Source organism: Paucibacter sp. KBW04 (assembly GCF_003852425.1).
In the GTDB taxonomy this organism is placed as follows: domain Bacteria; phylum Pseudomonadota; class Gammaproteobacteria; order Burkholderiales; family Burkholderiaceae_C; genus Paucibacter_A.
In genome coordinates this window covers 1-25,479 of record NZ_QAJN01000028.1, presented here as the reverse complement: position 1 = coordinate 25,479, position 25,479 = coordinate 1, and the positions used below count along the sequence as shown (strand labels likewise).

Annotated in this window: 21 protein-coding genes; all 21 read right to left on the bottom strand. The window is 57.8% G+C overall.

Translation table 11 applies throughout. The annotated features are described in order from the left end of the window. Positions 1–511: 511 nt before the first annotated feature. Positions 512–850 carry a hypothetical protein gene (locus DBR47_RS24455; protein WP_197047263.1) on the bottom strand — a complete coding sequence of 113 codons (339 nt, stop codon included), beginning with the start codon at positions 848–850 and terminating at the stop codon, positions 512–514. Positions 851–922: 72 nt separating this feature from the next. After that, the gene (locus DBR47_RS24450; RefSeq protein ID WP_124455115.1) at positions 923–1,831 is read right to left on the bottom strand and encodes a hypothetical protein; all 909 of its coding nucleotides are present in this window, start codon (positions 1,829–1,831) and stop codon (positions 923–925) included. Between the two features lie 703 nt (positions 1,832–2,534). After that, positions 2,535–3,935 (bottom strand): hypothetical protein, encoded by a 1,401-nt coding sequence (locus tag DBR47_RS24445; RefSeq protein ID WP_124455113.1) that lies wholly within the window; start codon positions 3,933–3,935, stop codon positions 2,535–2,537. Between the two features lie 11 nt (positions 3,936–3,946). Then, positions 3,947–5,344, bottom strand: a complete 1,398-nt coding sequence (locus DBR47_RS24440) for a hypothetical protein (protein WP_124455111.1) — start codon at positions 5,342–5,344, stop codon at positions 3,947–3,949. A 2,749-nt stretch (positions 5,345–8,093) separates the two neighbouring features. Further along, positions 8,094–8,366 carry a transposase zinc-binding domain-containing protein gene (locus DBR47_RS24435; RefSeq protein WP_124455109.1) on the bottom strand — a complete coding sequence of 91 codons (273 nt, stop codon included), beginning with the start codon at positions 8,364–8,366 and terminating at the stop codon, positions 8,094–8,096. A 63-nt stretch (positions 8,367–8,429) separates the two neighbouring features. Beyond that, on the bottom strand, positions 8,430–8,573 hold the full coding sequence (locus DBR47_RS25520; protein ID WP_148090443.1) for a tyrosine-type recombinase/integrase: 144 nt from the start codon (positions 8,571–8,573) through the stop codon (positions 8,430–8,432). Beyond that, positions 8,510–8,821, bottom strand: coding sequence for a hypothetical protein (locus DBR47_RS25205; RefSeq protein ID WP_231512486.1), 312 nt, complete (start codon positions 8,819–8,821; stop codon positions 8,510–8,512). The genes DBR47_RS25520 and DBR47_RS25205 overlap by 64 nt, the downstream gene beginning before the upstream one ends. Before the next feature lie 65 nt (positions 8,822–8,886). After that, positions 8,887–9,354, bottom strand: coding sequence for a site-specific integrase (locus DBR47_RS24770; protein WP_197047262.1), 468 nt, complete (start codon positions 9,352–9,354; stop codon positions 8,887–8,889). A gap of 622 nt (positions 9,355–9,976) precedes the next feature. Next, on the bottom strand, positions 9,977–10,741 hold the full coding sequence (locus DBR47_RS24425) for an SDR family oxidoreductase (RefSeq protein ID WP_124455107.1): 765 nt from the start codon (positions 10,739–10,741) through the stop codon (positions 9,977–9,979). A 712-nt stretch (positions 10,742–11,453) separates the two neighbouring features. Continuing rightward, the gene (locus DBR47_RS24420) at positions 11,454–11,852 is read right to left on the bottom strand and encodes a hypothetical protein (protein WP_124455106.1); all 399 of its coding nucleotides are present in this window, start codon (positions 11,850–11,852) and stop codon (positions 11,454–11,456) included. A 114-nt stretch (positions 11,853–11,966) separates the two neighbouring features. Next, entirely contained in the window at positions 11,967–13,184 is a 1,218-nt protein-coding gene (locus DBR47_RS24415) for a DUF1173 family protein (RefSeq protein WP_124455104.1), read from the bottom strand. A 16-nt stretch (positions 13,185–13,200) separates the two neighbouring features. After that, entirely contained in the window at positions 13,201–14,307 is a 1,107-nt protein-coding gene (locus tag DBR47_RS24410) for an LPD7 domain-containing protein (RefSeq protein ID WP_124455102.1), read from the bottom strand. 7 nt (positions 14,308–14,314) lie between these two features. Next, a complete protein-coding gene (locus tag DBR47_RS24405) occupies positions 14,315–15,037 on the bottom strand; it encodes an OmpA family protein (RefSeq protein ID WP_231512485.1) in 723 nt (240 codons plus the stop codon). 26 nt (positions 15,038–15,063) lie between these two features. Further along, a complete protein-coding gene (locus tag DBR47_RS24400; RefSeq protein WP_124455100.1) occupies positions 15,064–17,103 on the bottom strand; it encodes a type IV secretory system conjugative DNA transfer family protein in 2,040 nt (679 codons plus the stop codon). Beyond that, complete coding sequence (virB11, locus tag DBR47_RS24395) at positions 17,100–18,242, bottom strand: P-type DNA transfer ATPase VirB11 (RefSeq protein WP_124455098.1); 1,143 nt, start codon at positions 18,240–18,242, stop codon at positions 17,100–17,102. The genes DBR47_RS24400 and virB11 overlap by 4 nt, the downstream gene beginning before the upstream one ends. Then, positions 18,239–19,660: a type IV secretion system protein VirB10 gene (virB10, locus tag DBR47_RS24390; RefSeq protein WP_124455096.1), complete on the bottom strand. Its 1,422-nt coding sequence runs from the start codon at positions 19,658–19,660 to the stop codon at positions 18,239–18,241. The genes virB11 and virB10 overlap by 4 nt, the downstream gene beginning before the upstream one ends. Positions 19,661–19,670: 10 nt before the next feature. Then, positions 19,671–20,615, bottom strand: a complete 945-nt coding sequence (locus DBR47_RS24385; RefSeq protein WP_231512484.1) for a TrbG/VirB9 family P-type conjugative transfer protein — start codon at positions 20,613–20,615, stop codon at positions 19,671–19,673. Next, on the bottom strand, positions 20,612–21,382 hold the full coding sequence (locus tag DBR47_RS24380; protein ID WP_124455094.1) for a virB8 family protein: 771 nt from the start codon (positions 21,380–21,382) through the stop codon (positions 20,612–20,614). The genes DBR47_RS24385 and DBR47_RS24380 overlap by 4 nt, the downstream gene beginning before the upstream one ends. 10 nt (positions 21,383–21,392) lie before the next feature. After that, entirely contained in the window at positions 21,393–22,097 is a 705-nt protein-coding gene (locus tag DBR47_RS24375; protein WP_124455092.1) for a type IV secretion system protein, read from the bottom strand. 24 nt (positions 22,098–22,121) lie between these two features. After that, positions 22,122–23,183 carry a type IV secretion system protein gene (locus tag DBR47_RS24370; protein WP_124455090.1) on the bottom strand — a complete coding sequence of 354 codons (1,062 nt, stop codon included), beginning with the start codon at positions 23,181–23,183 and terminating at the stop codon, positions 22,122–22,124. A 446-nt stretch (positions 23,184–23,629) separates the two neighbouring features. Next, positions 23,630–25,479: VirB4 family type IV secretion/conjugal transfer ATPase (locus DBR47_RS24360; RefSeq protein ID WP_124455088.1), on the bottom strand; the 1,850-nt coding region annotated here is incomplete at its 5' end.

Genomic DNA, 25,479 nt, shown 5'->3' with positions numbered 1-25,479 from the left:
GGAATTCGGGGGGATTACCCATGTGCGAGATAGCTCCTACCTCAAGGCATGAGAGTGCCTTGTACTTTTAGGTGTACAACATTCTTCGATTGACCACTCTAGAGGTTAGATGGTCAGGCTTTTTCGCACACAGAAAATCGAACAATCGGTGCCCTAGGCTTGGCTTACGTGGGGCGTCGCGGTGGCCGACGTCTTGTCCTGGGGGTGACAGCAAAGTGCCCAAAGCCGAAGTTCGTGATGAGGGCTGAGAGTTCCGCTTTCCAGGCCTGCGCTCCGTCGTGGCGATCAGCCAGGCTCATAGCGCGTTCCCCAAAGCTGTCGTCAAGTCACTGCGCATCCCACCACTTTCAGAGACCCGTCTACGGGGCGCTGCGGTCATCGAATTCGAAAGCGGGCGCATGCCCCGTCACCGGGCGGTCAAGCGCAGCTTGGGCCCCCCAATTGCCCCATTGCTCGTCGGCAATCTCCACAAGCACACCATGTACGCGCCAAGTGCCGAGAAACCAATAAGTCATGGCTCAAAGTATTGAACAGTATTTACTAGATCATCACCGTCAGAACCGGTGAAAATCGTCGTGCGCGTCATGTCCCATCCTCTGTGAGTGGTGCAAATCGCGTAGGAGCCCGAACTTAAGGCAAATATTGCCATTACAAGTTCCCCATTTGCACTTGCCGCATAACCAACCTCTGCGGTCTGATGTTGGGCTTTTTGTGTATATTCAATGCGCCGAATAATGTCTTGCGTCACGCAGAAACCATTAGAAACCAGATACTCCAGAATTTCGCGATACAAAATCGCTCCGTCGCTTGGTGAGTCCGCTTCGGGCACGAAGAACTTTGTTGCTGACACTTTGGCGACCTGATTGTGCTTTGAGATGGCGACGGCGAGGCGCTTCCCTACCCAGCGAATTTCTCTAAATCTTTATGGGGGAACTGGCTTCTGGGTACGGTCACGAGTTTCTGCACTTGCCGAATCCTCATCCGTAAAAAGTCTTTTCCTCAGCCATCCAGTCAAGAAAACTCCGAATAGTCCAACTACGAGGCCACCGTAGAAGTCGTTAACGGATATCGTGAAAGGCAGAGCGGCATCCTTAAGCCGAAATGTTAGAAATATTGCGATGGCAGCTGCAGCAGTTGAACCACACCACAACAGGATTGAGGTCCCAATAGTGCGAGCCAGGCGCGGCGCCAATCCTAGATGCTCATAAGGAAATCCGCTAATGCTACGGGCATGCGGAGAGAAGCCCCAAAACATCACCGTGAGCAGAGAGCCAAGCATTGCTCCGGCTATCACTTGCCAGATTGTTGGAGTCAAATGGACCGAAAAGGCCTTGCTTGTCATGACGACAACCGAGTCCTGCTCAGCCTGAACTCGCGAGGTTGCGACCGCCACGAATCGATAGTCGCCCGGAGTAAACGTCAATAAGCTCCACCTAGAAAATATTAAAGTAAAGAAGCCTGTGAATGTATCTTCGTATCCAGGCGCAGTCACGGAACAAGCAACAACTACCGCGTTCTTTGCTTCCACTGCCTTCTGCGCAGTCTTTTTGCAAGCCTCGTCAACCTCTAAAGGGGTAGTTGATTCGATTGATCGAAGGACGAAATCTTGCAAGACAAGTTTGTTTGCAGACGGGTTTTGCAAGAGAAACGCGATTTGAAAAGTACCCGGCTGTTCAACATTCTTAGGAACAGCAATTACGTCAATGGAAAATCCTACGGCCGCTTGCAACTGGCCGTCTTCTACTTTAGTTGCAGGTTCGGGCGCCGCGTGCACCAGGGTGGCAAAGCAAAGCCCTACACAAATCCAACGGGCACTAAAATGATTGCTCACTGACGAACGCACGTTTGCCTTTCAGCTGCGATAGCCGCGGCATTAGTCGAGAGTCTTGCAAGCCCTGCTGAAGCAGTCCACGGTGGCTCCCCTAATTGCGCAGTGAGGTCGTTTAAAGTGCGCGAAACTAGATCCATACATTGAGTGAGGCAGGTGAGCTGCTTGCTGACCTTCGTCCAATTTGGGCAACGCTTAAGCGCAGAGAAAAACTGATCTGAAGTATCAGTGCTCAAGCCAAGCTTCGCCTTGTCTATACCTCGAACCAAAAGTGGAATTCGGTCGGGAAAACTTGAGTATCGCGAATACTGTATAATTCTTATCACTCCGATGTTGATCCGCCTCAGATCGTATGGCAGTGCGACCGCATCGACGTACTCCGCCCAAAGTTCTGCCGCATCCCTAGCATCATCTGGGAATGGAGCTGTGTCTTCGTATAGAAGCGACATGGCGTCGGACATACCCTGAGCGAGCTGATAGCGAACTTCATCCGACATCTCAGAAACGGCATGCGATTTCTTAATGGAGCGCACACACGCTATCGCATCGTCCGGGCGTCTTGCTCGTAGCATCGCTTGAAAGACTTGACTCAACACGGGTTGCTGCGGCGGCGGGCAGACTTGCTGGCTGAAGGAAGCTGTGGAAAGCAGCAGACTACAAGCAAGCACTGCTTGGACGAACCGTTGGAACATGACCCGAATCCTGCCTACGTGACGAACTTTGGATCGGACCTAGGAGGCAGAACGGGAAGCTCTGTGTCGAGATACGCAATAAATTGCATCGCATCGAAGCGGAGCGACGAAGCTTGGAAATCAACACTTCTATCGAGACGAAAAGGGCCTATTGCAAACGATTCTGCAAGCGCCTGTCGATCAGCATCGCTGAACTCAGCTTCGATGACGAGATTCCTCACAACAATAGTTTTCGTAGCTACTGCGCTTAGGAGCCCATAGCTCTTGCCTTCAGATCCTAGCGTCAACTCCCCACGTCTTGCGTCCTGCAAATACCAGCTCGTATTCGTCAATATTGGCCAAGATAACCACGGACGACTGATCTCAACAAACTGATAGTCGAATGCAACGCTGATACGGTCCTTTGTTGCGGAAGGTGATACATCGGCAGACGTCGCAAATGCAACCTTTTTCATATATTCGGCCGAGGCACCTTCAATGCTGGAAACGTCAAAATCTTCCAACTTGATTCCGCCCATCGGCGGCGCGACGACTGCCTCTTCTCCGCCTTGCATCATTTGCCCATTACCAGGTTTTATTACCCCTAGGTGATGAAAATCCGGAGTGACTGAGGTCTTAAAACCATCGGAAAAAATATTTGCATGGCCAGCAGCAAACTTCTTCTGCATTAACTTGCTGCCAAAATTTGACAAATCGGTCTCTGCTGGCTTGGCGTATTTTAGATCCTTAAGTAACCATTCGGGAGCAGGATCAACCGGGGAAGGAAATCCTGGTTTGGGTTGTACGCCTTGCTTAAAGATCTTTAGCGCCTCTTCTAGCTTTTTTTCATCAAACTTGCGCCATGGAAATTTGACGCTCGGGAGGTCCGCCGTATAACCATCTGCCTCGACAACGGTACCCCCTTGTGGTTGCGAGGAGAATTTGATAAGCGCTTTTTGCCACACGCTCGAGACCGCAGGGTTGCACCAGTTCTTTGGCGTGGAATAACTTGGAGTAAAAAGCGCCGCACCATCGAGCATGGCCAATTCCGGCATGCCATTGAGCGCCGTAGCCAGCATAGCCTCGAGCGCCTTCTCGTTTTTCTCGTTTATCTGATCAACGAGATCTATGCGCCGATAGAATAACGCACTTTGATAAATCTGAAATCTTACTAGCTGCGAGATGGAAACATCATGACTGAAGTGCAGGCCATTCGAAACGTGAGCAGCTTTGTCCGCAATTTTCGTGGAGAAGAACTCCAGGGCACGGGCTTCGCTATATTTGCCGTCGGTGCCAAGTAGGTCTTCCAAGGGAAGTGTTCTCGGCATAGGATCAAAGTACAGGCCAATGCTCTTATCCGCCAGATCAGGAGAAATTCGAGAAGCGAAGTACTCGCGAATAGCTTTCGTAAACGGGTCCAACTCAATTGATGACATATTCTCTCCGACTACATCGTTGCTGTTGGCGAGGGAGGGGTAATTTCAAGCACATATCCAATCAATTGAGCCCCATTTATGACAAGCCATCCGTTCTCCATAGAGCACGATGTGTCAGTACTGCTACTTGCCCAGCTACTAGAACCGCTGACCGTAAACGGCCCCCAACCGAACGACGCACCTCCACCGGAGTTCTTCTGTACAAAATCGTAGAACTGTTGGATCCCGGAAGAAGTTATGCGCACATCCTTGACTATGACGAGCTGCGTTGGAATTGATGGGAGCCACAAGCTTTCCATAGCTTCAACGGCGGGCGACTTCTGAAACTTTTCTCCTGTCGAAATGCAGTTAGCTTGCTGCCCAATCAGACCCCATCCTTTGACGTTGAGCAACACCGTAGATAGCCAAGGGCGCTCTATCGTCGCAACTCCGTACGACATCTGTATCCCCAGCGAGCTTGAACTGAACTCGTCATGAACTCGCCGTTCACTACCACCCGCATTCCCCCCGACACTCCAGAAGCCGAAAGAAACCCCGCCGCCGCCGCCCCACGAGGTCGACGATTCGCTGTGATGCGTACTCGTCTTCGACTCTTGGTATCCATACTGGTGCCACCCGGAATCCCCCGGGCGGGGCTCCGCCCAATCACTTGGAAGCACATATGTAAACGGATGCTCCGCCCCAGCCCCGCCAGAAGCCACTTGCCACGCTTCGAACTGCTCTCGTGCGAATGAGATAGTCGCATCCACCGCGCTCATTCCTTGGCTGCTAATGGTCGCCTGCTTCTCCTCCACGGCTTTCCTGAAGCCAAAGGTATCCCAGGCCTTTTCCGCTGCGTGGATGTCACTAATATAGTTTTTGCCTTTTTGAGGCCATGTAGCGGCCGTTGCTGGCGTCGCCATCGCTTCCAAGTACGCGTTTGTATAATTGTCCCTGGCCACTTTGACCTTCTCGCGATACCGCTCATAGGCCTTGGCCTGTGGAGTAGGCTCCAGCGTCTTAGGATCCATCAGGTATGCGCGAGCATCCTCGATCCGCTTTAGTACTGCCGCCGGTGCCTGTTGGCCCTCGGCGGGTGGCGAACTGCTAGTAATAATCGCTCTCCATGTTTCACTTATCTTTGAAGAGACAGGTGCAACTTTAAAATCGTTTTCGAGACGAATCTTGTGGTCAAGAAACTGCGAAACGTAAAACGCAGCTTGCTGACGCTTGCCGATATCTGCGGGCGTTTCATCTGGTCCGGCCTGCGAAAATGGCGTATACGGGTTACGAAAATCCGCTGCATTAAGAGGGTGACCTACCTGCATCATCGAATAGAGAATGCCGTCTGGCTCTTTCTGACTGTCGGTCATATTGAGAACCCGGCGCTTGACGTCGTCGTAAATCGTAAGGACAGCATCTTTGGACATTTGGCACTCCAAGTGTATTGAGAAGGGTTGATGCAACCCGCTTGTAGAGCTGCATTCGGGTCCTGCGTCGCTACCGTCGGAGATCCTCCTTGAAAGAATGTATTTTCGGTAAGGCAACGACTCCGTAAAAACCCTTGCATGTAGTTAATAGTGACGAGAGGAGAGGAACCTAACGCAGCTGTTGACGGATGGGTCGCAGAGATCCAAATGTCTTGCGTCAAAGTCGCTTTGCTGACCCCTCTTTTGCGTATTGCTTCGCTAACTTGAGCGACGGCTTTTGATCGATCCAGGGCATGCATTCAACCTAGACCGACATTCGAGGCTTTAGCCTCCGGGCCGGAAGCAATCGCTGCGATGCGGCACTCTGTCCAGCCTGAACTTTGGCTCGGGGCACGCACCGTGTACTCAGGTCCTAGACGCGAACCATGGCACCCGCTGCGGTGCCTTCCACAGCCGCGGAATAGGAAGCTCCGCTTCGGGCACGGAGTCGACAACCGCAGACTCGGTCGCCGTTTATGCCGGCGCCGCCGATTGCTGATTCGCAGCTTGGGAAAGCTGTCGTTGGATCAAACAGCAGCTTGCACAATGCTGTAACAGAACCCCGATTCATTGACTGTCAGCTTCTGAAGGTGGAGCTGTCGTCCGACCATTGAAGCGCCCAACGGCCGGTCTCGGCCACTGCGGTCGTTGGTCTACCAAAAGCGAATGACCGCAGCCAGCCTAGTGCCGATGTTGGCCGGAATTCAGCTTCGCAGCGGTTGCAGCCACTCGTACTTGACTCTTGCGGGGCAGCTTCGTGCCTGTAGCAGCCGTTCGCTGCTCTGCCAAAACGTCGTCACGGAGTAGATCGGTCCTTGAGATTTAAGGCCTGACCCTCTCGCCTATGGATTCAGCAGCGCGGGCGCAAAGCCGTGCGGGGGCAGGTCTTGCCCTGCAGCTACCAGGGCCCGCTTGGCACAAGAAGTCAACCCGCTGAGCCGCGCTGAAAGTGAGTTCTACCGAGAAACCCGGACTCCAGCGGCTAGGTGGGTAGCGCCATAATCAAAGCCAACGAAGACTGGGACGATCCAATCCCCCAGAGAGTCCAATCAAAAGGCTTGCGTGGCCAGGGACGGCGGCATGGTTCAGTTCAACACGGTTTATCTGCCTCGGTCAGCCGCCGCGTGCCTCTCTGGCTTTGAAACTCGGCAGATAAACGCTATCCGTTAAGACCCATACCAACCCCATGTACCCCCCAGCCGGTCAATGCATCTACTGTGGCGCCACCGACGTACCGCTCTCTAAAGAACACGTCGTGCCCTTCTCGCTTGGCGGGAGTCTCGTATTGCCGAGAGCCAGTTGTAACGTACACGCGCAATTGACATCAGCGCTGGAGCGTGAAGTTGCCAGAGATACTTATGGACTTCATCGTGCGCACGAAGGGACCCAAAGTCGGAGAAGGGGACGTCACGCCGCAGTGCTACAGCAATTCGTTGGCGTAGAAGGACTCGACTTGCAGGGTAACCCGGTTCAAGCTCAGCTTCCGGCTAGAGAGTTGCCACGTCTGCAGATGATTGTCCGCCCGCAACCTCCTGGCATCCTTCGAGGCGGGCGCGATGACTTGAATGAACCAGTAACACTTGAGTGTCGGCCGCACAGCGAAGCAGCCTTCACCGCGGTAAGGGAGCGGCTCGGTTGGTCCCGACTTTCAATCACAAGCCCTCCCGTACGCCCACGTGCGTTCCTACGCACCCTAGCCAAGATTGCCCATTCTTTCGCATGTGCTGAAAGACTGCCAACTTCCTTTCAACCAACTCTCCTTCCCCTGATTCTGGGCGAACAGGTAAGTGAAACCTATTACGTCGGTGGTTTTCTCCCTGAACTCAGGCAGGATTGCAAGCCTGTTACCTTGCGGGAAGCGCTACTGGATGACCGCACGCTATTGGTGGCAGAGATCTCTCTTCACTTCTTTCCAGCGCTGCCGCGATACCAAGTCGTATGTGGCATCGTTCGTTAGCGCACATGGGGCATAACGAGTAAGGATAGGTCGCGCGCAGCGAAGCGAAGCCGCGACCTGATCCGTTTGTTGGACAGGCCCGGTGGTGGCATACAGAAGACGGGTTATGGCCGCTGTAGATTGATCCGAGGGATCGGGTCGCGGCAAGCGCTGAAAAGGCGATTGGGGGCTGCTGTGGCGCAGCATTGAGCCGGCTTCAGCCGCCGCGCAAACGCTTTATCGCTGTGATTGACGCTGACTTGGCCAAGGGCAGACCGAGCTTGCCCCGCAGTCCGCGCAATGGCTTGCGCGGACTGGGTTAGGTGAGTGAGATGAAGGTGTTGTTGCGGGTTCGTCTAAAACCTCACGGTGGGCTTGTCTGGCCGCAGCGTGGGTGGCGCGCTGCAGGGCGGCTCGGCTTGGGGGCGCATTCGGCGGCGCAGGATCGGCATGGCTTGCCCGCAGGCACAGCGCCAGACTGGGCGTGTGGTTGGCGGCTCGGCAGGCACCGTCGATTGGGGCATGAGCTGTGTGAGTTGCAGCAGCGCCATGCTGCGTCGGCTGTTGTGGTGCAAGAAGCCGAAGGAATCCCAATGCGCGGTTGTGGGTGTGCAGCACCGCCACCGCGCTGGGCGTGCCTGCGAGTTGCCAGTCGTTTAGGCTGAAGGCCTTGAGGGTCTCCCAGGCGCATTGCATCAAGAGGGTATAGACCGGACTTTGATGCTGCCACGCCAGGCTGCGCAATTGGGCCGGTAGGGTGAAGGTGACCAAGAATTATGTGGCGGGCACCAGGGCTTGAAGCTGCCGCTGCAGCCAGACTTGCGCCTCATGGTGCTGGCAGTGCGGGCAGGCGCGGTGGCCGCAGGAGTGAGGCAGGCAGGCTTGGGCGTGGCAACCCGAGCAGGTGGCCAGCATCTGGGGCGCGAAGCGGCTGCGGCAGGCCTTGAGCGCGGCCAGGGCGCGGTGATGGCTGGGTAGCAGTTGGTGTTCATAACGCGCCAAGAGCGTGGGCTCGAACTCAGCGATGACCTCGGCCAGCCGCATCATGGTTGTGCTCCGGGCTTGCTGGGGGGGCGTAGGCGTGGGCGTGGCGGCAGGCCAGCCGAGCCGTTAGCCGCTCATCAGCGCGTTCAGTCGCTGGCTGCACTGCTCGCCGGTGTGGCTTGTCAGGTGGGTATAGCGGGCCGTAGTCAGGATGCTGTGGTGACCCAGAATTTTCTGCACCTGCAGGAAATCAACGCAGGCTTCAAACAGGTGCGTGGCATAGCTGTGGCGTAGGCAGTGCGGCGAGATCTTTTTCTAAGGCCGATCTCGGCCACCACCTTGGACAGGGTGCGCTGCACACCGCCACGGTTCAGCGTGCTGCTGGCACGGTAGGCACCGGCTCGCCCGGCCAGACGGTTGGGGAACATCAGCTTGGGGTGGCGGTGCAAGGACCAGAAGCGGCGCAGCACCGCCAAGGTGCTCTCGGGCAAGGGCACCAGGCGGTCACGGTTGCCCAAGCCGAAAGCGCACCTGCACGCGCATGCGCTGGGCGTCAATGTCGGCCACCGTCAGCGCCAAGCCCTCACCCAAGCGCAGACCCAGGGCTGTAGAGCGTGAAGAACAGCACCCGATAGCTCAACACGCGGGTGTAGTCCAGGATGGCCTGCACCTGAGCGATGCTGACGATATCGGGCAGACGGCTGACTTTGGGCGGGCGGATGAAGCCGGGCATGGCCCAAGGCTGGCCCAGCACATGCTCGGTGAAGAACTTCAGGCCATACAGGTCCAGCTTGACGCCACTCCACGAGTGTTCGCGCAACATCGCGGTGAAGTATTCCGTCAACTGGGCGGGCGAAAGCGCCGAGACCTGGTAGTCAAAATGCGCCCCGATGCGGCGCATGGCGCGTGCATAGGCCTCCACCGTCTTGGGGCGCAGGCCCTTGAGTTGAAGGTGCTGAAGGTGGCGGCGGTACAGCGCAGCAAAGGGCTCGGTAAACGAGGCGGGGTCAATCCCGCTGACAAACTGAGAGATGGTGAAACTCCTCGTCAAAGCAGTGGGCTCACATCCCCCACAATCGGGGCATGGGCTCACACCTCACGAGATCACCGGCTTCCAGGGCGTTGCTCCGCGTAGCAGCTTCGTCCAACAATTCATTGCAGCCGACCTGCGCCAGCTTCGTTGGCTGGTCGGCTGAGTTCAGACGTTGTGCGTCAGCCTCCCGGCAACTCGTTTCGGTAGGGCCGACGACAGATTTGGGCACGGAGCGGCCCAACGGAGGCAAGGTATCCTTTCATGCCAGCGTCACCGATTACAAATTTGCAGCTTGGGAGGTCTGTTGTTGGAGCAAACTGCGTCCCGGACGTGGCTGATACTGATCCCGGCCTTCATTGGTGGCGAGCTTTGGACGGTAAACCGTTCAATGCGATCAATGAAGCGCCCGACGGCCTGCCTCCGCCGCAGCTGACGTTGGCCCACAAGAATTGAATAGGCTTAGGTTGCCTAGTGTCGAAATTCAACGTGTTTCCGCTTTTGGCACTGGGGTGACGCTCTCATTGCTTATGCGATTGACGTGAGCTTTCTGGGAACTTGAAGCTGCATTGCTGACAGTTTTTTCTGTTAACTATCATGGTTGTCAAACCCAACGTCAGGTGTGCGGGCGGCGGAAAGCCCTTCAACTTCGGTTGATGGATATTCCGCCGTCAACCAACAACGTTGAGCCGGTGGTGAAGCTGGACGCGGCGCTGGCCAGGTAGAGCGCTGACTGAGCAATTTCATCGGCCCGGGCCAGCCGCTTGAGTGCGTACAGGTTTTCAATGTAGGCCAGCGTCTCGGGCGTGTTAGCAAAGGCGCGCCCCATCGGCGTGTCGGTTCCTCCGGGTAGCAGCGCGTTGACGCGAATGCCTCTGGGGCCTAACTCTGCTGCCAGGGCCTGGGTCAACCCTATCAGGCCCGCTTTGCTCGCTGCGTAGGCGGCCAAGCCCGGAAACCCGACGGTATAGCCGACGAAGGACGAGGTGAAGATCAATGAACCAGTGCCGCGCCTAAGCATGGCCGGGATTTGATGTTTGGCCCCCAGAAAAGCACTGCTCAAATTTGTGCTTAGGGCCTCGTTCCAGGCGTCAAGCCCCACTTCTGCTGTCGCGCCCATGGGCCCCAAAACTCCGGCGTTGTTGAAAGCTACATCTACCCCACCAAAATGGTCCACCGCCAGCTCGACCAAAGCCTTTGCATAGGCCTCATCTTGCACATCACCCGCAAGTGCGACCGCCTCGCCGCCGGCCTCAGCAATCTCTACAAGCAAGCCATTCAGCTCGGTCTGCCGCCGCGCACCGACGACAACTTGGGCCCCCTCGCGAGCGAACAACTTGGCACTGGCATAGCCAATTCCGGAGCTTGCACCTGTGACGATCGCGACCTTTTTCAACAATGAAGACATACCGAAAACCTCGACTTACAGACAAGTAGACCGGTCCCGAACTGGCTCCGGCAAGACTTCAGTGTCGAGATTCAGCATTCGCCGCGCGACCCGGTTCTTGTTGCCTGGAAAAGGAGACGATGAAGGTCTTTTCCACTGACTGTCCCCTCGTCTTCGTAGACCGTGATCCCCAGGGAAGCCAAGGTTCCGAGAAGTCGAGCTATGTGGCATGGACAGGCGCTCTTTCGGGGCGGTGCCACCCCAAGCGAATGCCTTTGGGCGACCCGTGAGATGCAGCGTGAGGCTTGCGTGGGTAGTCTTTGCTGCGTGATACTGGTCAAGCAAAACAAGGAGTGTGAATGCTTGACCGACTCCTGATCTTTCTTCGGATCAAGAAACCCAGGCCCCAGCGTTTTGTGCCCAGGCCTCGGCAGTATCGTGTCGTGAGCAGGGCAGGGGATGGAAGTGCCGACCCGGTCCAAGATTGGATGTTGAGTCAATCGCTGGCGAGAGCGGCTTATGTCGGTCAATTCAGCGCGGCACCCTGTGGTGACAACGGGCAAACCAGTGGTGGCGGCGGCGATTTTGGAGGTGCGGGCGCGTCTGGGTCATGGGACGTGCCCTTGATTTCTAACAGTGACTGCTCAGCATCAGTCGACTTCAACGGCGACGCCGCATTTAGCCCTTCTGACTGACTTACGTCCAGTAGCGACTTGCAGTCCCTAGGTCTGGTCTATCGTGAGTCAGTTTGTCGACTCAACGCGTCATGGACTTGTTTGCTCAGACCTGTAGCCAATTGAACGGCCACCTTGGTCGTGGCATCAGCCCTGCTTTTGCCCAGCGAGGTCAGAATTGAAACTAGAGATGCATGCACTTGTGCTGAAGCAGTCGTTAGCTCTGCGTGTTCGCGCTCCAATGCAATTGTCATTCGCACAAGTTGAATTTCCTCTTTGAGGCGAGCAAGTCGCGCTTGGAGTTGACGCTGCCAGGGCATGGAGGCGGGGAAGCTCTGGGTCAGTGAGCCCACCAAATGATCCAAATCATTGAGGGCTTTGGCGGCTGCACCTGAAACTTGGATTTTTGAGCCGGCGTTTTTGGCATGCGACCGGTCGTTTTCGTTCGTATCTGCCATTCAATTGGCTCTTTGTTTCATTTGAATTCTTCCTTCCTCAGGGGCATAAGCATACATAGGCAAGTGAAAAGGAATTGTCAAAATCGGTTTCAAGGACTTGCTCGCCCTACAAGGCTAACTTGAGCCCGCCGTGGACGGAAAAGGAGGGATCGAAGCGCTCTGGCTTGGATCCCAATGCCAGTGAGACTCAATTGGGCCAGGGCGGCCGCAGTTCGACAGTGGTTCGCCGGCCAGGGTGATTTGAAGGGGGACGATGTTGGGCCCGGCATCTTTCAGCAAGGCGCTTGGAAGCTCCGCTGACCGCGCGAGGTTGTAGGCAAGGGGTTTGTTAAATGATCGTCCCTCTGACATCAGCAGATCTAGTAGCTGCTGTTCGTAGACGTTTGCTACAGGCGTCCAGGCTTGATTTGTCAGCATCAGGGACACTTCGTTGAGCTGCGCCGTGCCATTGGTGCCCACGACCAAGGTTCCGATCAGAATGGCTCTTAGGGCATCAGACGCGCCCCACAAGAGGAGATCCTCTCCAAACTGACGGGACATCTTGCGGAAGAGCTGTTCGTCAACCAGCAGTGGGGTGTCCGGTAGATGCTTAACGAGTGCCCGATGTCCGAAACGGGTCGGAGCCAGTTCTTTTAGCTCCGCAATGATCAGAATCATGGCGGAGCGGCCTAATGGACCCGATTGCGCCACTTGCCAGCTGAAAGCGCGCCGCGCATTGATCGCTTCGCGCCGGTCCACAAAGAAGGGCTCCGGAATGTAGAGCTGTTGCGAGAGTTGCCGTCCACACAGGGTCTTGCATGTCATGGCTCGAAGCAGCATGTTTCGGACAAAGGGCCAGGTACGACCATCCTTTTGATCCGGCGACCAGCTGCTTAGGTCAGCTTGGTCCCAGAGGTAGTGGAGCAGCCCACGCAGGGAGAGTCTGGTACCCGATGACTTGGCACTGCTGCTTGGTTCACCGGCCAGGGCAGAGGGCAACCTCTTCGTACCTTTGGACATGGGGAAATCGAGTCGCAACTGTGTGAGTCCAGTCTCAGGGTCCTCGACAATCGCGGTTCCCAGCACCTGCGCAAGTCCGGAGAACTCGGCTGCGGGTTCGTATGAAGGGCAGGTCGGTGCGTGCTCAGAGCCAGTACCTGGCATGCGCTTGACGAGGTATCCGTCTCCTAAGCGAGCGATGTACATTTCCGCCCCCGTTGATGTGCACATGCAGCGCGGCCGGTGACGCCTTGAGTAGGCGTTGCCGATGGACGCGCCCAGTTCAGTGGAGTTAGCGCTGTGAAGCCTGCCTTCGATTTGTAGTTGAACCTGAGGAGTCGCAAGCGTGTTCATGGTGCTTGACCCACGACTATCGGGTTCGATTGGCTTGCTCGCGCTGCATTTCGGGCGTGCGAAGCAGCGTCGGGGCCGGGCGCTGTGACGGCGCTGATTTGTCCAGTACTTTGACCTTGATCGAATGGCCGGCCCGCTGTGCCTGAGCTAACTGTTCGGTTGCGGCGGCCAGCACCCCTTGCCGTTTCTGTTCCGGAACTCCCTTGGCGACCAGGATGGCTTCGATGGCTGCCAGCACGGATTTGCGGCTGGCGTTTGGCCTTTTTCCTTGCTCTGCTGCCTTCTCAGCGGTACTCGACATGGGCAGAGGTTCAAGTCGGTTGATTTGTCGGGCGAGTTGTTCCTTGCGCATCGACTCCAGGTCACCGGGAACTGGCTCATAGCCATGGGTCTTTACGCCTCGAATGGTGGCCTCCATCCAAACCATGCGACGAAACTCTTCGGCGCCCGAAATTTTCAAGGAGCGCCAACCACGGGCTTCGGCCACATCCACCATCGAACGTGCCACGGAGGGGCTGTTGGTGTCTGTGGCCAGTTTAAAGGTCGATTCAGTGAATGCAATGCGCGAGGTGTCTCCCCTGAACCGGTACTCGGTATGCCCCAGCGTGACGGCACCAATTGCGACAGGGGCATGCTTGATTACGTAGCGGTCATGGAGGGTAGCTTCGATCTGAGCAACGCGGCTTGCTCGCTCTGTCCTGGGATTCTTGGGCTGGGACTTGAGCAGAGGCTCTTCGAGGGCCGCGGCGGGGCGAGCAACTGAAGGTTCTTTTGATGGGACGGCTGACTCTTTCTCTAACGCTGGAATGGCTGCCAAATGATTCGATCTTTGCCAGCCTTCCTCTCCCTTTTGCACAAATGAGCGTTGCTCATTTCTGTCGATTGCGGTGAAACGTTGGCTGCCGAGACGCTCCGCTTTGGTCATGATGTCCTTCAAGGAGTTGGACCGGTAAGTGACCTCCTCGAATGGATCGCGCATTTCATAGCGCTCGCCAGGCTTCGCCCTGATGGGCGAGGTCTGCGACGGTGAGCCAAGTGCCGCAGACCCTCGGGCGCTCGCGGGCTCTACGCTCCCACCCTGGTGGAAGCCTGTAGTGGTGTTGTTGGTTTGATCGTTATTCATAGCATCCTCACTGAAGCGCGGCAGTTTCCCGGCTTGGGGCCCTGGGCGCGGTGGTGGCATTGAAGAGTTTGGGAGAGCTGCGATAGATCTCTATTTCGACACGGCGATTCAGCCGTCGGCCTTGAGGATTGCTGTTGTCGGCCAGGTGATCGCCCACGGCCTGGTAGCTGGCGCGGATGCGGCCGGGTTCCACACCTGCAGTGATCAGCAAATCGCGGACTGCGAAGGCGCGGGCTTTGGCGATGGCCGCTTCAGAGCTTGATTCGGCATGCCCGTCGGTGCGGCCTCGGACGGCGATCAACGGTGCCGACAAGGCTGCTTGTTTGATCAAGGCGGCGGCTTCTTCGCTGAGTGTGACTTTGGCGCTGCCATAGTCAAAGTACAGCATGAAAAGGCTGTTCGAGTGCGACGCCTCTGCGGACCCGTTTGGTTGTTGGGATGACTGTCGGCCCGCCATTGCATGTTGCAGCTGAAGCAGATTCTTCTGCATGGCCTGGATGTGTTGCCGGCTCGTTGCAAGCGATTCGGAAAGCCATTGGGACTCAGTCGCTTGAATGCGGGTGTTGTGGAGATCGTGTTGGCACCGCTGTAATTCGATGGCCATCGAAGTGTTTGCGGGCCTCTTGTCGTCCTCGTCAAGGTCGGGTGGCTTTGGCGCAGCGCTGCAGCCGATGAGGCCCAGCGCAATGGTGGCGGCAATGAGGGTGATGGTGCGTAGCAGTTCTCGCATGGGACCTCCGTTCGTGGCATTGCGCCTTACTCAGGTTCGCTTGAAGTGGATTCGGGGCAGAGTTCCTTGAGCGTGACTTCGTGTTCGACAAGTACGCCGTCCTGGTCCGGGCAGGCTTCGATTTCTCCTCCAGCGGGTCCCGATGCCTCTGACTTCAATCCGGTGAAAAAGGTCAAGTAGGCCTTCGAGATGGTTTCGTTGGATGCGCACATGGTTTCAGCGAGACTGGGCAAAGCTTCGAGGTTCACGTTCAGCGCAGCGACGTCCAAGCGCTCATCCACTGGGAGCTCGTCTGGAAGCTCACGCCAGCGTTCTTGGATGCGAGCGATGTGTAAGTCCATGTCCATCTTTGGCACTTCAGGTGGCGGCAGTAGCCGCTCTCTAAACTCAGGCTCGCGGTAGTAGCGAATTTTTTTCGCCAAGATGGGCTTGCAGTTCTCCAGGATCAGCACCAGGCGTTCGCTACCCAGTTCCTTGAACTCCTGAGGCAGAAGTAGGGGGCGGCGCTGCTCGCTCTCATTTCGACTGACCGAGCGGGTGCCGTGTTGGCTGAAAGACTGGCTGCGTCCGCGCGAGACTCCTGTCTCGGTGAACTGGCCCAACATGGCGCTGTACTCGTCCGCATCTCTTTGTTCACGGGGGGCGTAGAGGATCTGTAGGCCGTGATTGCTTGCAAAGCTGCGAGCCTCTTTCTCGCCGTAGAGCGACTCCATCTGCGACATGGCTTGAATGATGGTCAGCAGGCGCAGGCCGTAGCCACCCAGGAAGGCCGAGGCCGAAGCAAGGATGCCGACCCGACCTAGCGCGGCGAACTCATCGTTGACCAACAGGCATTGGAGTTTCAGGCTCGTGTCCTGTTCGGGAAGCAGCTGGGTGTTGAGGTGAATCAGTTGCGAGAAGAAGAGATTCAACAATGGCCGAGCGCTGGCCAGGCGGTTGGGTGGGATGCGTACATAGACCGTCATGGGTCTGCGCCTCACATCTGCCAGATCGAAGTCACTTGCGCTGGTGGAGGCATCAACGATGGCGTCGGCAAAGATCAGCAAAGGCGCGTTGAAGGTAGCAACGATGCTGGTGAGTGTGTTCTCTGAGCTAGATAACAAGCGCTGGAGAGCATCCACACATTCGTCGCTCAGGGCTTGACCCTGGGCCTGTCGCGCCGCCATCAGTTCCCTGAGATGACTGGGCAAGGACTGGCCCTTGCCAGAGGCCTGGCGAAGCATCTCGCCAATGGTGCGAGGCAAGGCTGGCGTTTCGAGCAGTAGCAGACCCAGGCCAAGAAAAAGGTTGCGCGCGTGGTCATTGAAGAAGGCTTCAGACGAGTTGCCAATGCCTTCGTTCGGAAAAAACACCTGCCCCACAGTTAAAAGGTCACCCACGCGAAACAGGGAATCCGTGCGGATTGCGCTCAAGGGATTCCAGCGGTGGCTACGGGCCGTTTCATCGAAGGGAGAGAATGCGTAGACGGCCTGGCCGTGCTTGGCTCGATAACCAGCCGTTAGGGCGAAGTTCTCGCCTTTGACATCCAGCACCACTGCCGAATGTTTCCAATTGAGAAGATTGGGTACCACGATGCCAGCACCCTTGCCGCTGCGCGGCGAGGCCGAGAGCATCACCGAGAGCTGGCCGGCCAGGGCAAGAAACCTGCCGCGATAGCGCCCCAGAAGAATGCTCGGAGCGGGGTTGTCTCCGCTGTCAAAAAGGCCGGCCTGCCTAATTTCACTCAGTCTGGCAAAGCGCGCATTTCCGTGCAGGGGGCGGCGAGTTCTTGCCGCGTTGACCATCGCGGCAGGTAGAACAAGGAGCAGGCTTACTCCCGAAACCGTCATCGACGTGATCAGTTTTTTGCGCAGTGGCGGATCGTCAGCGTAGAACTGCCAGTAGCGGACGATGCTGAGGAAGCTGGCATGACCAGGATGGGTCTTGTTCAATAGCAGGAAGAGGGCGGCTGAGGCGTAGATCGTTGCGCTGAACAGCGCGGCGAAGCCCAGGGCGATGAAGGCGCCAGCAGCTACACGGCGGCTGGTGGGCCAGTCAGACATCGGCAATGGTTGCGCATCACTCATGCGGGGGCTCCGAATAAGCTGAGCTGGCTGGCTTTAGATGACTCTGGCGCCGCCGTCAGCGCAACGTCTTTGAACCGCTGTTTGTGTGGCTTTGGGTGTTCGGCTTCGTAGAAGATTTCGGAGACATAGCGACCCCGCGTGTCACGTTTGAACTGCACGACGATGTCGATGACTGAGTGCAAGAGCTGGCGTATGTCGGCCAAGCTCAGGCCACCGCCTGCCGCGCTCTCACGGATCATCAAGGCCATCTGGTCGAAGGCCAGACTGCAACTGCCAGCATGGACACTGGTGACGCTACCTGGGTGCCCTGACGCCGCCAGGCGCACGAAGTGAAAGCACTCGTCCCCGCGTACTTCGGCCAGGAAGATGCGGTCGGGCCGCATGCGCAGGCAGGCTTCAAGAAGTGATTTGGCGTTGACCTTGGCCAAGCCCTGGCCATCCTTGCTGTAGAGCAGGTGGACCGAATTGGGGTGATGGGGCAGGGTGAGCTCAGCAGCATCCTGGATCGTGACAAGCCGCTCGTCTTTGGAGACCTCCTCGATCAAACCCTTCATGAAGGTCGTCTTGCCAGAGCCGGTTTTACCGCTGACGACGATGGTCTGTTGCTCTTGGACTGCCAGTCTTAGAAAGTCCGCATGGCGGCCTGCCTTGCGCAGGGCCAGGAGTTGGGACTCGATGGCTTGCAGCCGGGATTCTTGCTCACAGTTTGGTGCCTTGACCCGTTTGAACAAGCCTTCCGCCGCCAGTTCATCCAAACGCTTGATCAGAACGGAGGGCTTACGAATCGTGATGGAGACAGTGCCTCGGCTCACCGCCGGCGGGATGACGAACTGAATGCGTTCGCTGCTGGGGAGTGTGGCGGCCAGCAGGGGGCGCTCTTGGTTGATCTGCTGGTCGGTGAAGGTGGCCACGGCGGTGGCAAGGGACCAGCAACGTTCGAACGTCAACTCCGGTACGACCCGGCGCTGCCAGCCTTGCTGAGTTTCCACAAAGATCTCGCCGGGTCGGTTGACGCAGAGTTCCAGTACCTCGGCCTCGTCTAGGTGAGCGCGCAATGGGCGCAGGAACTCGATCACCGAAGTTGCGTCTCCTGCCCATGCCGCGGCCGATACGTCGGGTGTCAGCGGCTGAATGCTCACGGCAGCACCGCCTTCAGCTCATAGACGGACGAGAAGTCCACATCACGGGCGACGTAGATGCCCACAATGCCGCCCTGGTTCTGATAGATCAATGGGGGGATGTTGATCGTGCTGTCCAGCACCTTCTCTGCGAGTTTGCTTGTGTTGGCTGTTGTCGAGGGCAGGATGACCGTGCTGCTACCGTCGAGTCCGATTTGCTGGGTTCGGCTTTGAATCACCAGCTTGACCGAGTCATCGATCAAGGACATCAGCATGGCCGCACCGATGCGCTCACCCCAGCGCTTGTCCACGTAGCCGTCTACCCCGGACTCGCCGAGCTGACCGGTCCCCGGAGATTCAATGTCCACGATGACGCCGAGCGGCGTGCGGATGCGAGTCCAAAGCACAGGAATGCGAACCATGCCTGGGCGCATGGAAACGATGCGGTACTCACCGTCTATGTGTGAGCCTCGCTCAAGCAGCAAGACGCGTCCGTCTTCGCTGAAAACGTGGCGCTGAACTTGGCAGCCCACCAGGCCTGAGGCGGCGCTGATGATGCGGGTCTTGAGCGCGCAGGTGAAGGCGGTGCCCTTGGGCAAGATGAGGCTTCGATTGCCCATTTGCGAAGCAAGGACCGGTGGCGTCGCTGAACCCTGCAATTGGCCGCCGAACAGACCCATGGAAGGCCCCGCATGGTTTGCTGGAGTCAGGCTTTCAGCGCTAGGCAGCCGGCCCAGGCCCGCTTCGGGCGGTATGACTTGGCCTGTCGCGAGGGCTGAACTGCGAGTCAGGGCCTCAAGCATCTCCTGCAATTGCAGCTGGTAGGCCTGGAGATTGCGCTTGGTGGCTTGCAATGGATCGTCGGCACCTTCTTGTGCGTCGGTTGCTGCGTCCTTGTCTGTAGGCTGTGTTTGCCCGAGTACAGCGCTGTCCTTGGCCCGATTTTCCTGGGCGCGAGACGAGAGCAGCATAACCGGAGCATCCTCCGGTGAGACTGGTTTGGGGCCTAGGTTTGCGCCGGCGGTGCTGCCGGCAGCGGGTGAGCCCTGGTCGGTGCGTCGAACGCCGATAGGGTCCGCGCGTTCCTCAGCAGTGGGGATCAACGCTGGAATGCGCTGAGGTTGTGAGGCAGGCGTTTGCGCGAAGTCGAGCTTGCGTGTTTCGCCGGCCGCCGCAGAAGGGCGATCAGCCGCAAGCTTAGGCATGGGATCCGCAGGTGGGTCTTCCTTGAAGAAGTTCAGGATCGTGGCCCAACCAAAGGCGAGCAAGGTGATGATTACGCATGCAAGCGCTAGCAGTCCCTTTTTGTCTACGGATGGCTTCCTGGCGGCGGCTACGTTGGGGATGCCTGCCTCACCGGGCAATGGAGACAGACCGTCTCCAGACTCGGCGGTATCAGCCGTGTTAGGTGTCTGGGCGTTCATGGCGGGCTCGTTCATTGGCGGCCTCTCAGTTCTTGCTGCCTTGCGCATTGGTTCTCAACTGGCTTGGTTTGAGAATGCGCTGAACGCCCGGAACAGTGGCTCCGCTCTCAGGCGGCTTACCGTCCACATCGAAGGACTCGTTCCAGATCCCGACGACGGCCGATCCTGCACGCAGCCGTAACTGTCGGCTTACCCGGTCCACGACCAGTAAGTCGCCGTCCATGCGGATGTTGACTAGGCTTTCACTGCCGTCCCCCAAGACTTGGAACACGGCTGGCATTTCGCGATTGCCCGGAAAACGCAGGTAGGTGAAGAGGCCGTCGTCAAAGACCAGGGTTGGCACGATGTCGTCTGAGGCCTTGCCCTGAGCCAGGGTGTATTGCGTGTTGCGTAGCAATGGTTTGGACTTGATGCGATCCGCGACAAGATCCAGTGGCGCCGGTAGTGCAGGCAAAGGCAAATCTGGCAGAGCCAGAGCTGGAAGTTCGGGGGAGTTGTTTGTCGCCCCCAGCGGCCGGGGTTTGGCGGCTGGTGCCTGGGCGGGGCTGATTCGCAAGCGGTAGATGGGTTGCTTGGAGTCCTTGTCCTCCAGCACGACCAGTCGCAGGCTGTGGGTGCGCTTGTCACTGACCACGGCAAGATTGTTAGGTTCGCTCGCGCCGCTCTTGGGCTTCACGAAAATCGCACGTCCGCCCGACTGGGTGGCGATGCACCAAGTCATGTCTGCCTTGCTGCAATCGGAGCCCAGGCCTGAGCCCACGTCGGTGATGGTTTCATCCTCGCCCAGTTGAATCAAGGTGACGACGCCGCGCTTGACGGGCACTGTGACGACCGCCGCCGGGTCGTAGACCAGCTCGCGCAGCCGAGGATCTCTGTGCGGCGAAGTGAGTGGCGGTTGTGCAGCCAATGTTTGCGCAGCCATGGCGAAGAGCAGAGCCAAGCAAGCGCACTGGACGGCATACCTGCTCATGGCTTGACTCCCGCAGTTTGGGTGTTGATCTCCGGGTCGGATCGGTAAGCCGTGACGGTGAATCCAAATGGATTCTCCAGACGGTCTTGCTCCTTGAGTAAGACCTTGGGCTGGTAGCTGAAAACGACACTGGCCACATGGCGGCTGTTGACGTCGGGTAGCTTGCGGTCAGTCAGGTGCACAACCTTGTCGTAGGTCACCGTGGCTTCCCCGCGATTGCCAGTTCGGCCCGTCGCTGACAGTCGAACGTTGACGATCTGGATGTGCCAGTTCTCGGCGGCGCCCAACTTGGTATGCAAGGCCGCCTCTCCTTCATAGCGGCGGTTGTACTCAGCGAACACGGAAGGCACCGCCATTCGAGCCACTTGGTCGAAGTCCCGCTGCAGGAACATCCAGTTGTAGCCCTCTCGGGCCCGAATGAACACGGCCAGATTGTGTTTGTCGAGAGCCTCTCCCGGTGGAATGGTTTCGACGCTGAGCCGCTGCTGAATCGTGGTCTCGCCGGTGACTCGGTCCACGACGATGGGGATCTCGACCACCTGGCGCAAATGCCCCTGGACAAACACGGCGGCGATGCCGAGCAAGCCCAGGGTAAGGCCGCAAATGGCCACTCGCCAGGCCCGGCGTTCAGACCGCTCTAGCAGCAGGCTTCGATCCAACTCCCAGGCTCGGTTGGCCTCGAAGCTAGGTTCTGCTTCCAGTTCAGTTGTGCTGCGGTTGACGATTGACAATGCGGCGGCTTCGCCTGGGCTCAGGGCGGCGTTCATGGGGTGGTGCTCAGGGGAGGTAGTCGGAGATCTTGCCGGTGCGGCTCAGGGCTTCGTACTGGCGCTCCCGCTCACGAGAGCGGGCAATGCGCTCTTCGCTGTCGGCCATGCCTTGCAGCATCTGTATCTGAGAAATCTCGTGCTGGAGCAGGGCGTTTTCTGCGGTGATTCGGGCTTGGATCTCTTGCACGGACTTCTGGTCCGTCGTGGCGTTGATGCGGTCCATCAGCGTGTTGATCTGTGAGATGCGCCCACTGGCATTGCGCATGCCGTCTTGGAGCAGGCCTTTTTGCTGATAGGGCTGGGCCAACGCGGCCTGGCATTGGCTGCGAGAAGCTCCACTCAGATCGTGGCAGTTGTAGACCATCGCGGCATCGCGCAGTGCCTTCGCGGTTCCGCTGAGGGCGGAGTACCCCGAACTGTCCACGGCGTTGAGCACTGTGTAGGCCTCGGCGGGCACATAGTTGCGCAGCAACGGGCTGTTGGCGATCTGGCCAAGGTTTCTGAGGCCATTCATGCTGTTGAGCTGTTGCTGAACCTGAGTGATCTGCTGAACCTGATTGTTAATGGCCGTGATGTCGTTCATCACCTGTTGGATGGTTTGAATCAGGTTGGCGGCATCAATCACCGGGATGCCTTGAGCCTGGCTTGTTGGCGTTTGGATGGCCGCGGCCAAGGCCAGCAGCAGAGGCAGTTTTTTGAGGCAGGAAACCATGGGACTCTCCTCATCCAACAGGTTTTAGGCACTGCCTCGGAGGGCAGCGAGTTTGTAGGCAGCGGTACGTGTGGCGCTGTAGGCCTGGCGGGCCATGCGCTGGCCGCCTGCGGCAGTCACTCCAGCAGCTTGGCCTGCAAGGTAAGGAATGCTCGCGCCGGCGCGCACTTGGCCGCCGGTGCCTGTTCCAGCTGACCGGGATGATGCCGCCGAGCGTAGGCCGCTGACCATCATCGCGTTCTGAATCATCTGGATGCCTTGCTGAACAGCTGCGCCGCCGGTCAGAGCCGAAGTCAAGCTGGGCGCCTGGAAGCAAATGATGGCCATCAAAAGCATCAGGATGCAGTAGCGCGTGGCTTCGCCGAGGACGTTGAACGCGCCTCCCAGGAAGCCGCCCCCATCGTGGATTGCTTTGAAGATCCCGATACCTGCGAAGTTGCTCAGTCCGAGCGCAAAGAATGCAAACCAGGTCAGCACGACCGCGTTCAGGAGCATGGACAACCAGCTGTCGAAGAAGCGTTGAGTCGGGCGCCAGGCCAGGCAAAGGATGAACAAAGGCCCAATCGCGATCACAAACGTAAGCAGCAGCTTTGCCAGCGTCACGATGAACAGAGCGATGCATAAGAAGATGACCGATCCGAATGAGAAGACGATGGCGGCAAGAACCAGGTCCAAGCGTACGATGCTGGCTTCCTTCATGATGTCTGCGACCTGCGCGCTCGCTTGGTCGTTGAACTTATCGAGAAGTGCGTAGGGCGTTGTCACGGTCGCTGGGTCTACGCCGCTGGGAAGTAAAGTCGATGCCACGCCCATGGCCAAGTTGTTAGCGGTGTCTGCAACGTTGCTGATGTAGAAGCCGGATTGCAGCCCGAAGGCCAGGACCACGCCGATCTTGAAGGTCTTCCAAAGAAATGCTGGGATGGCTTCGGCAACCTCACCTCTCACGACCGCCCAGCCGAATACCATGACCCACAAGGTCATCGCAGTCAGCGCCAAGGGTGTAAGGGCAGACATCAAGGCTGACACGACACCCAGCACATAGGTGCTGAGTATTCCGTCGAGCATGCTGCCTATCCAGTCAAACATTTCTGATTCCCTCTACTGGACTGCGGGGTATGGCAAATTCGCCGGAGGCGGCGCGAACATGACCACGCATTTGCTCTTTAGATCAGGGTACTGGCACTGGATCCACCGTCCTTGGGACTTCACAATCCATAGGCGCGATGTTTTTGTCTTGCCGTAGCTGGATGCCCGACAGGCGCCTGGCCGTGCATACGCTTCGGTGCACTCAACTAGGCCGTCTTTAGATTCGACCATCTGCCAAGGGCCAGGGTAGCAGCCCGCGTTTGCCAGACATGGTTCCAATCTGTTCACTGCGCTGGTCTTGGGGATAGGGGGCGTCTCAACCCGTTTGCTCCCATCCGGCATCAGCTGTACCGCCTCATTGCCCTTCACAAACTGTGCGCTGGCTGGTGTAACGATCATCCCTAGCGTCAGGCTCGTGGCCCAGAAGATTGCTCGCGCAAGTGTTTTCATGCGGCCCTCCTTGAGTTTCTGGACTTGCGATCCTGAACCTCTTGCAGAAAAACTGGAAGCCATTGAAACGGATCGTCACCATGCGCTAAGCGCACGCGATCCAGGATGGCAATGTTGTCGGTCGTGGCGGACAGCACGGCGATGAAGTCCTGCATGCCACTCAGGTCTAACTCGCAAATGGCGCAGGATTGGCCTTGTTTGACCATGAAGCGGCGGCCGCCATGAACGCTGAGACTTTTGACCATGTCGAACTCGGCTTGGCTGAGCCCCAGGCCTTCCATGTATTCCTCGCGTACCGCGTCTGGGTTGGCCAGGAAGATCTTGGTGACGCTTTGCTCCACCATCGTCCGGCCAATCGGGTGGCGCAGCAGGTCCGATGGGCTCTGGGTGTCGAAGATTCCCAAGCCATTCTTCTTGCGAATGGTCTTTTGCTGCTTCTTCGCGAACTCGCTGAAGGCCTCATGGTCCAGTGATTTCCAGAACTCCGAGATCACGTAGATCAGCCGCTCGCCGTTAACCCAGCCCTCCATGCGATGGAGCAGGTACAGCATGATGGGCGTACGCACTTCGGGCATGTCCAGAAACTCTGTGGTGTCAAAGCCGATCACCGAAGCCCGGTCCAGCTCGTCAAGCTTGTCTTCTGCCTGGTCAAACACCCAGCCCAATGCTCCCCCCTCACACCAGCGCCCCAAGCGTTCGTACAAGCTGTTGTCGCCGTTCTTGGGTAAGTTCTGTCGTACCGTTGAGAACCGCCTCAGTGAGCGCGGCATCAAGGCCACCGCTTGCACGGCATGTGCAATTGCGCGCTCATCAGCGGGCAGCAAGGGCAGGGCGGGTGTGCTGACGCACACGCGAATCAGTTGCTCCCAAAACTGCAGCCTGGCCGACGTGGGGTCCATCTGCAGAGGATTGCAGCCGGTGGGCTCGCCGGCTTGCAAAGCGAGGTACTGGCCGCCCAGGGCTCGCAGCGCAATCTCACAGCCCCGGTCCAGGTCAAAGTGCACCAGGCGAGGGGCAGGGCTCCATTTGCGTGTCAGGGCTAGCAGGAGCATCTCCAACGTGGTCTTGCCAACGCCGGTGGATCCAATGATGACGGTGTTGCCCGCCAGTTTCTGATCTTCTGAGTTTTCGTCGTCCGGGCTGCAATGCAAGTTCAGGTAGAAGGGCTGGCCCGAAGGTGTGCGAAGCAAGGCCAGGGCTTCACCCCATGGGTTGCCATTGCGCTTGCCGCTGGCGAAGTTATGGCCACTGGCCAGGGCCGCAAAGGCCCGGGACGAAAGCTTGGCCTCGCGTGGTCGCCATTGCCAGTTACCGGGCCATTGCGCGAACCACGCAGCATCGGCAACAAGGTCTACAGCCGACATCTGTAGGCTGGAAGTCTCGCCTACAGCGCCAATTGCCTGTGCGGCACGCCGGCCGGCGGCGGCCACATCGTCGCCAAAGACGACCAGGCTGTAGTGGTACTCGCCCATACAAAACTGTCCGTCGCCCAGCTCATTCATGGCTAGGTCCATTTCGGCGATCTGACTTTCCACGACATCGTCGCTGGCGATTAGCTGGTCCCGCTGCAGCTCCAGTGCGCTCATCGCTTCGCGCCGGGGCAGGATGGAGAAGCTCTGGGTTTCAATGAACTCGCTGGCCTCGTACAGCAGGCTGTTCAAGATGCCAGGCTCCACCGCGTCGGCGTATTCCTTGATGTCGACCAGGGCGCCGTAGCGGGTTCGTCCGTTATGCCTGAGCTCCAACTTGTCTCCCCCAAAGCTGAGGCGGGTTTGAGGCAGGGAGCGGTACAACGGACCTGCCGCCAGTGGGACGTCTTGGTGGTGGCCATTGATCAAATAGCCCA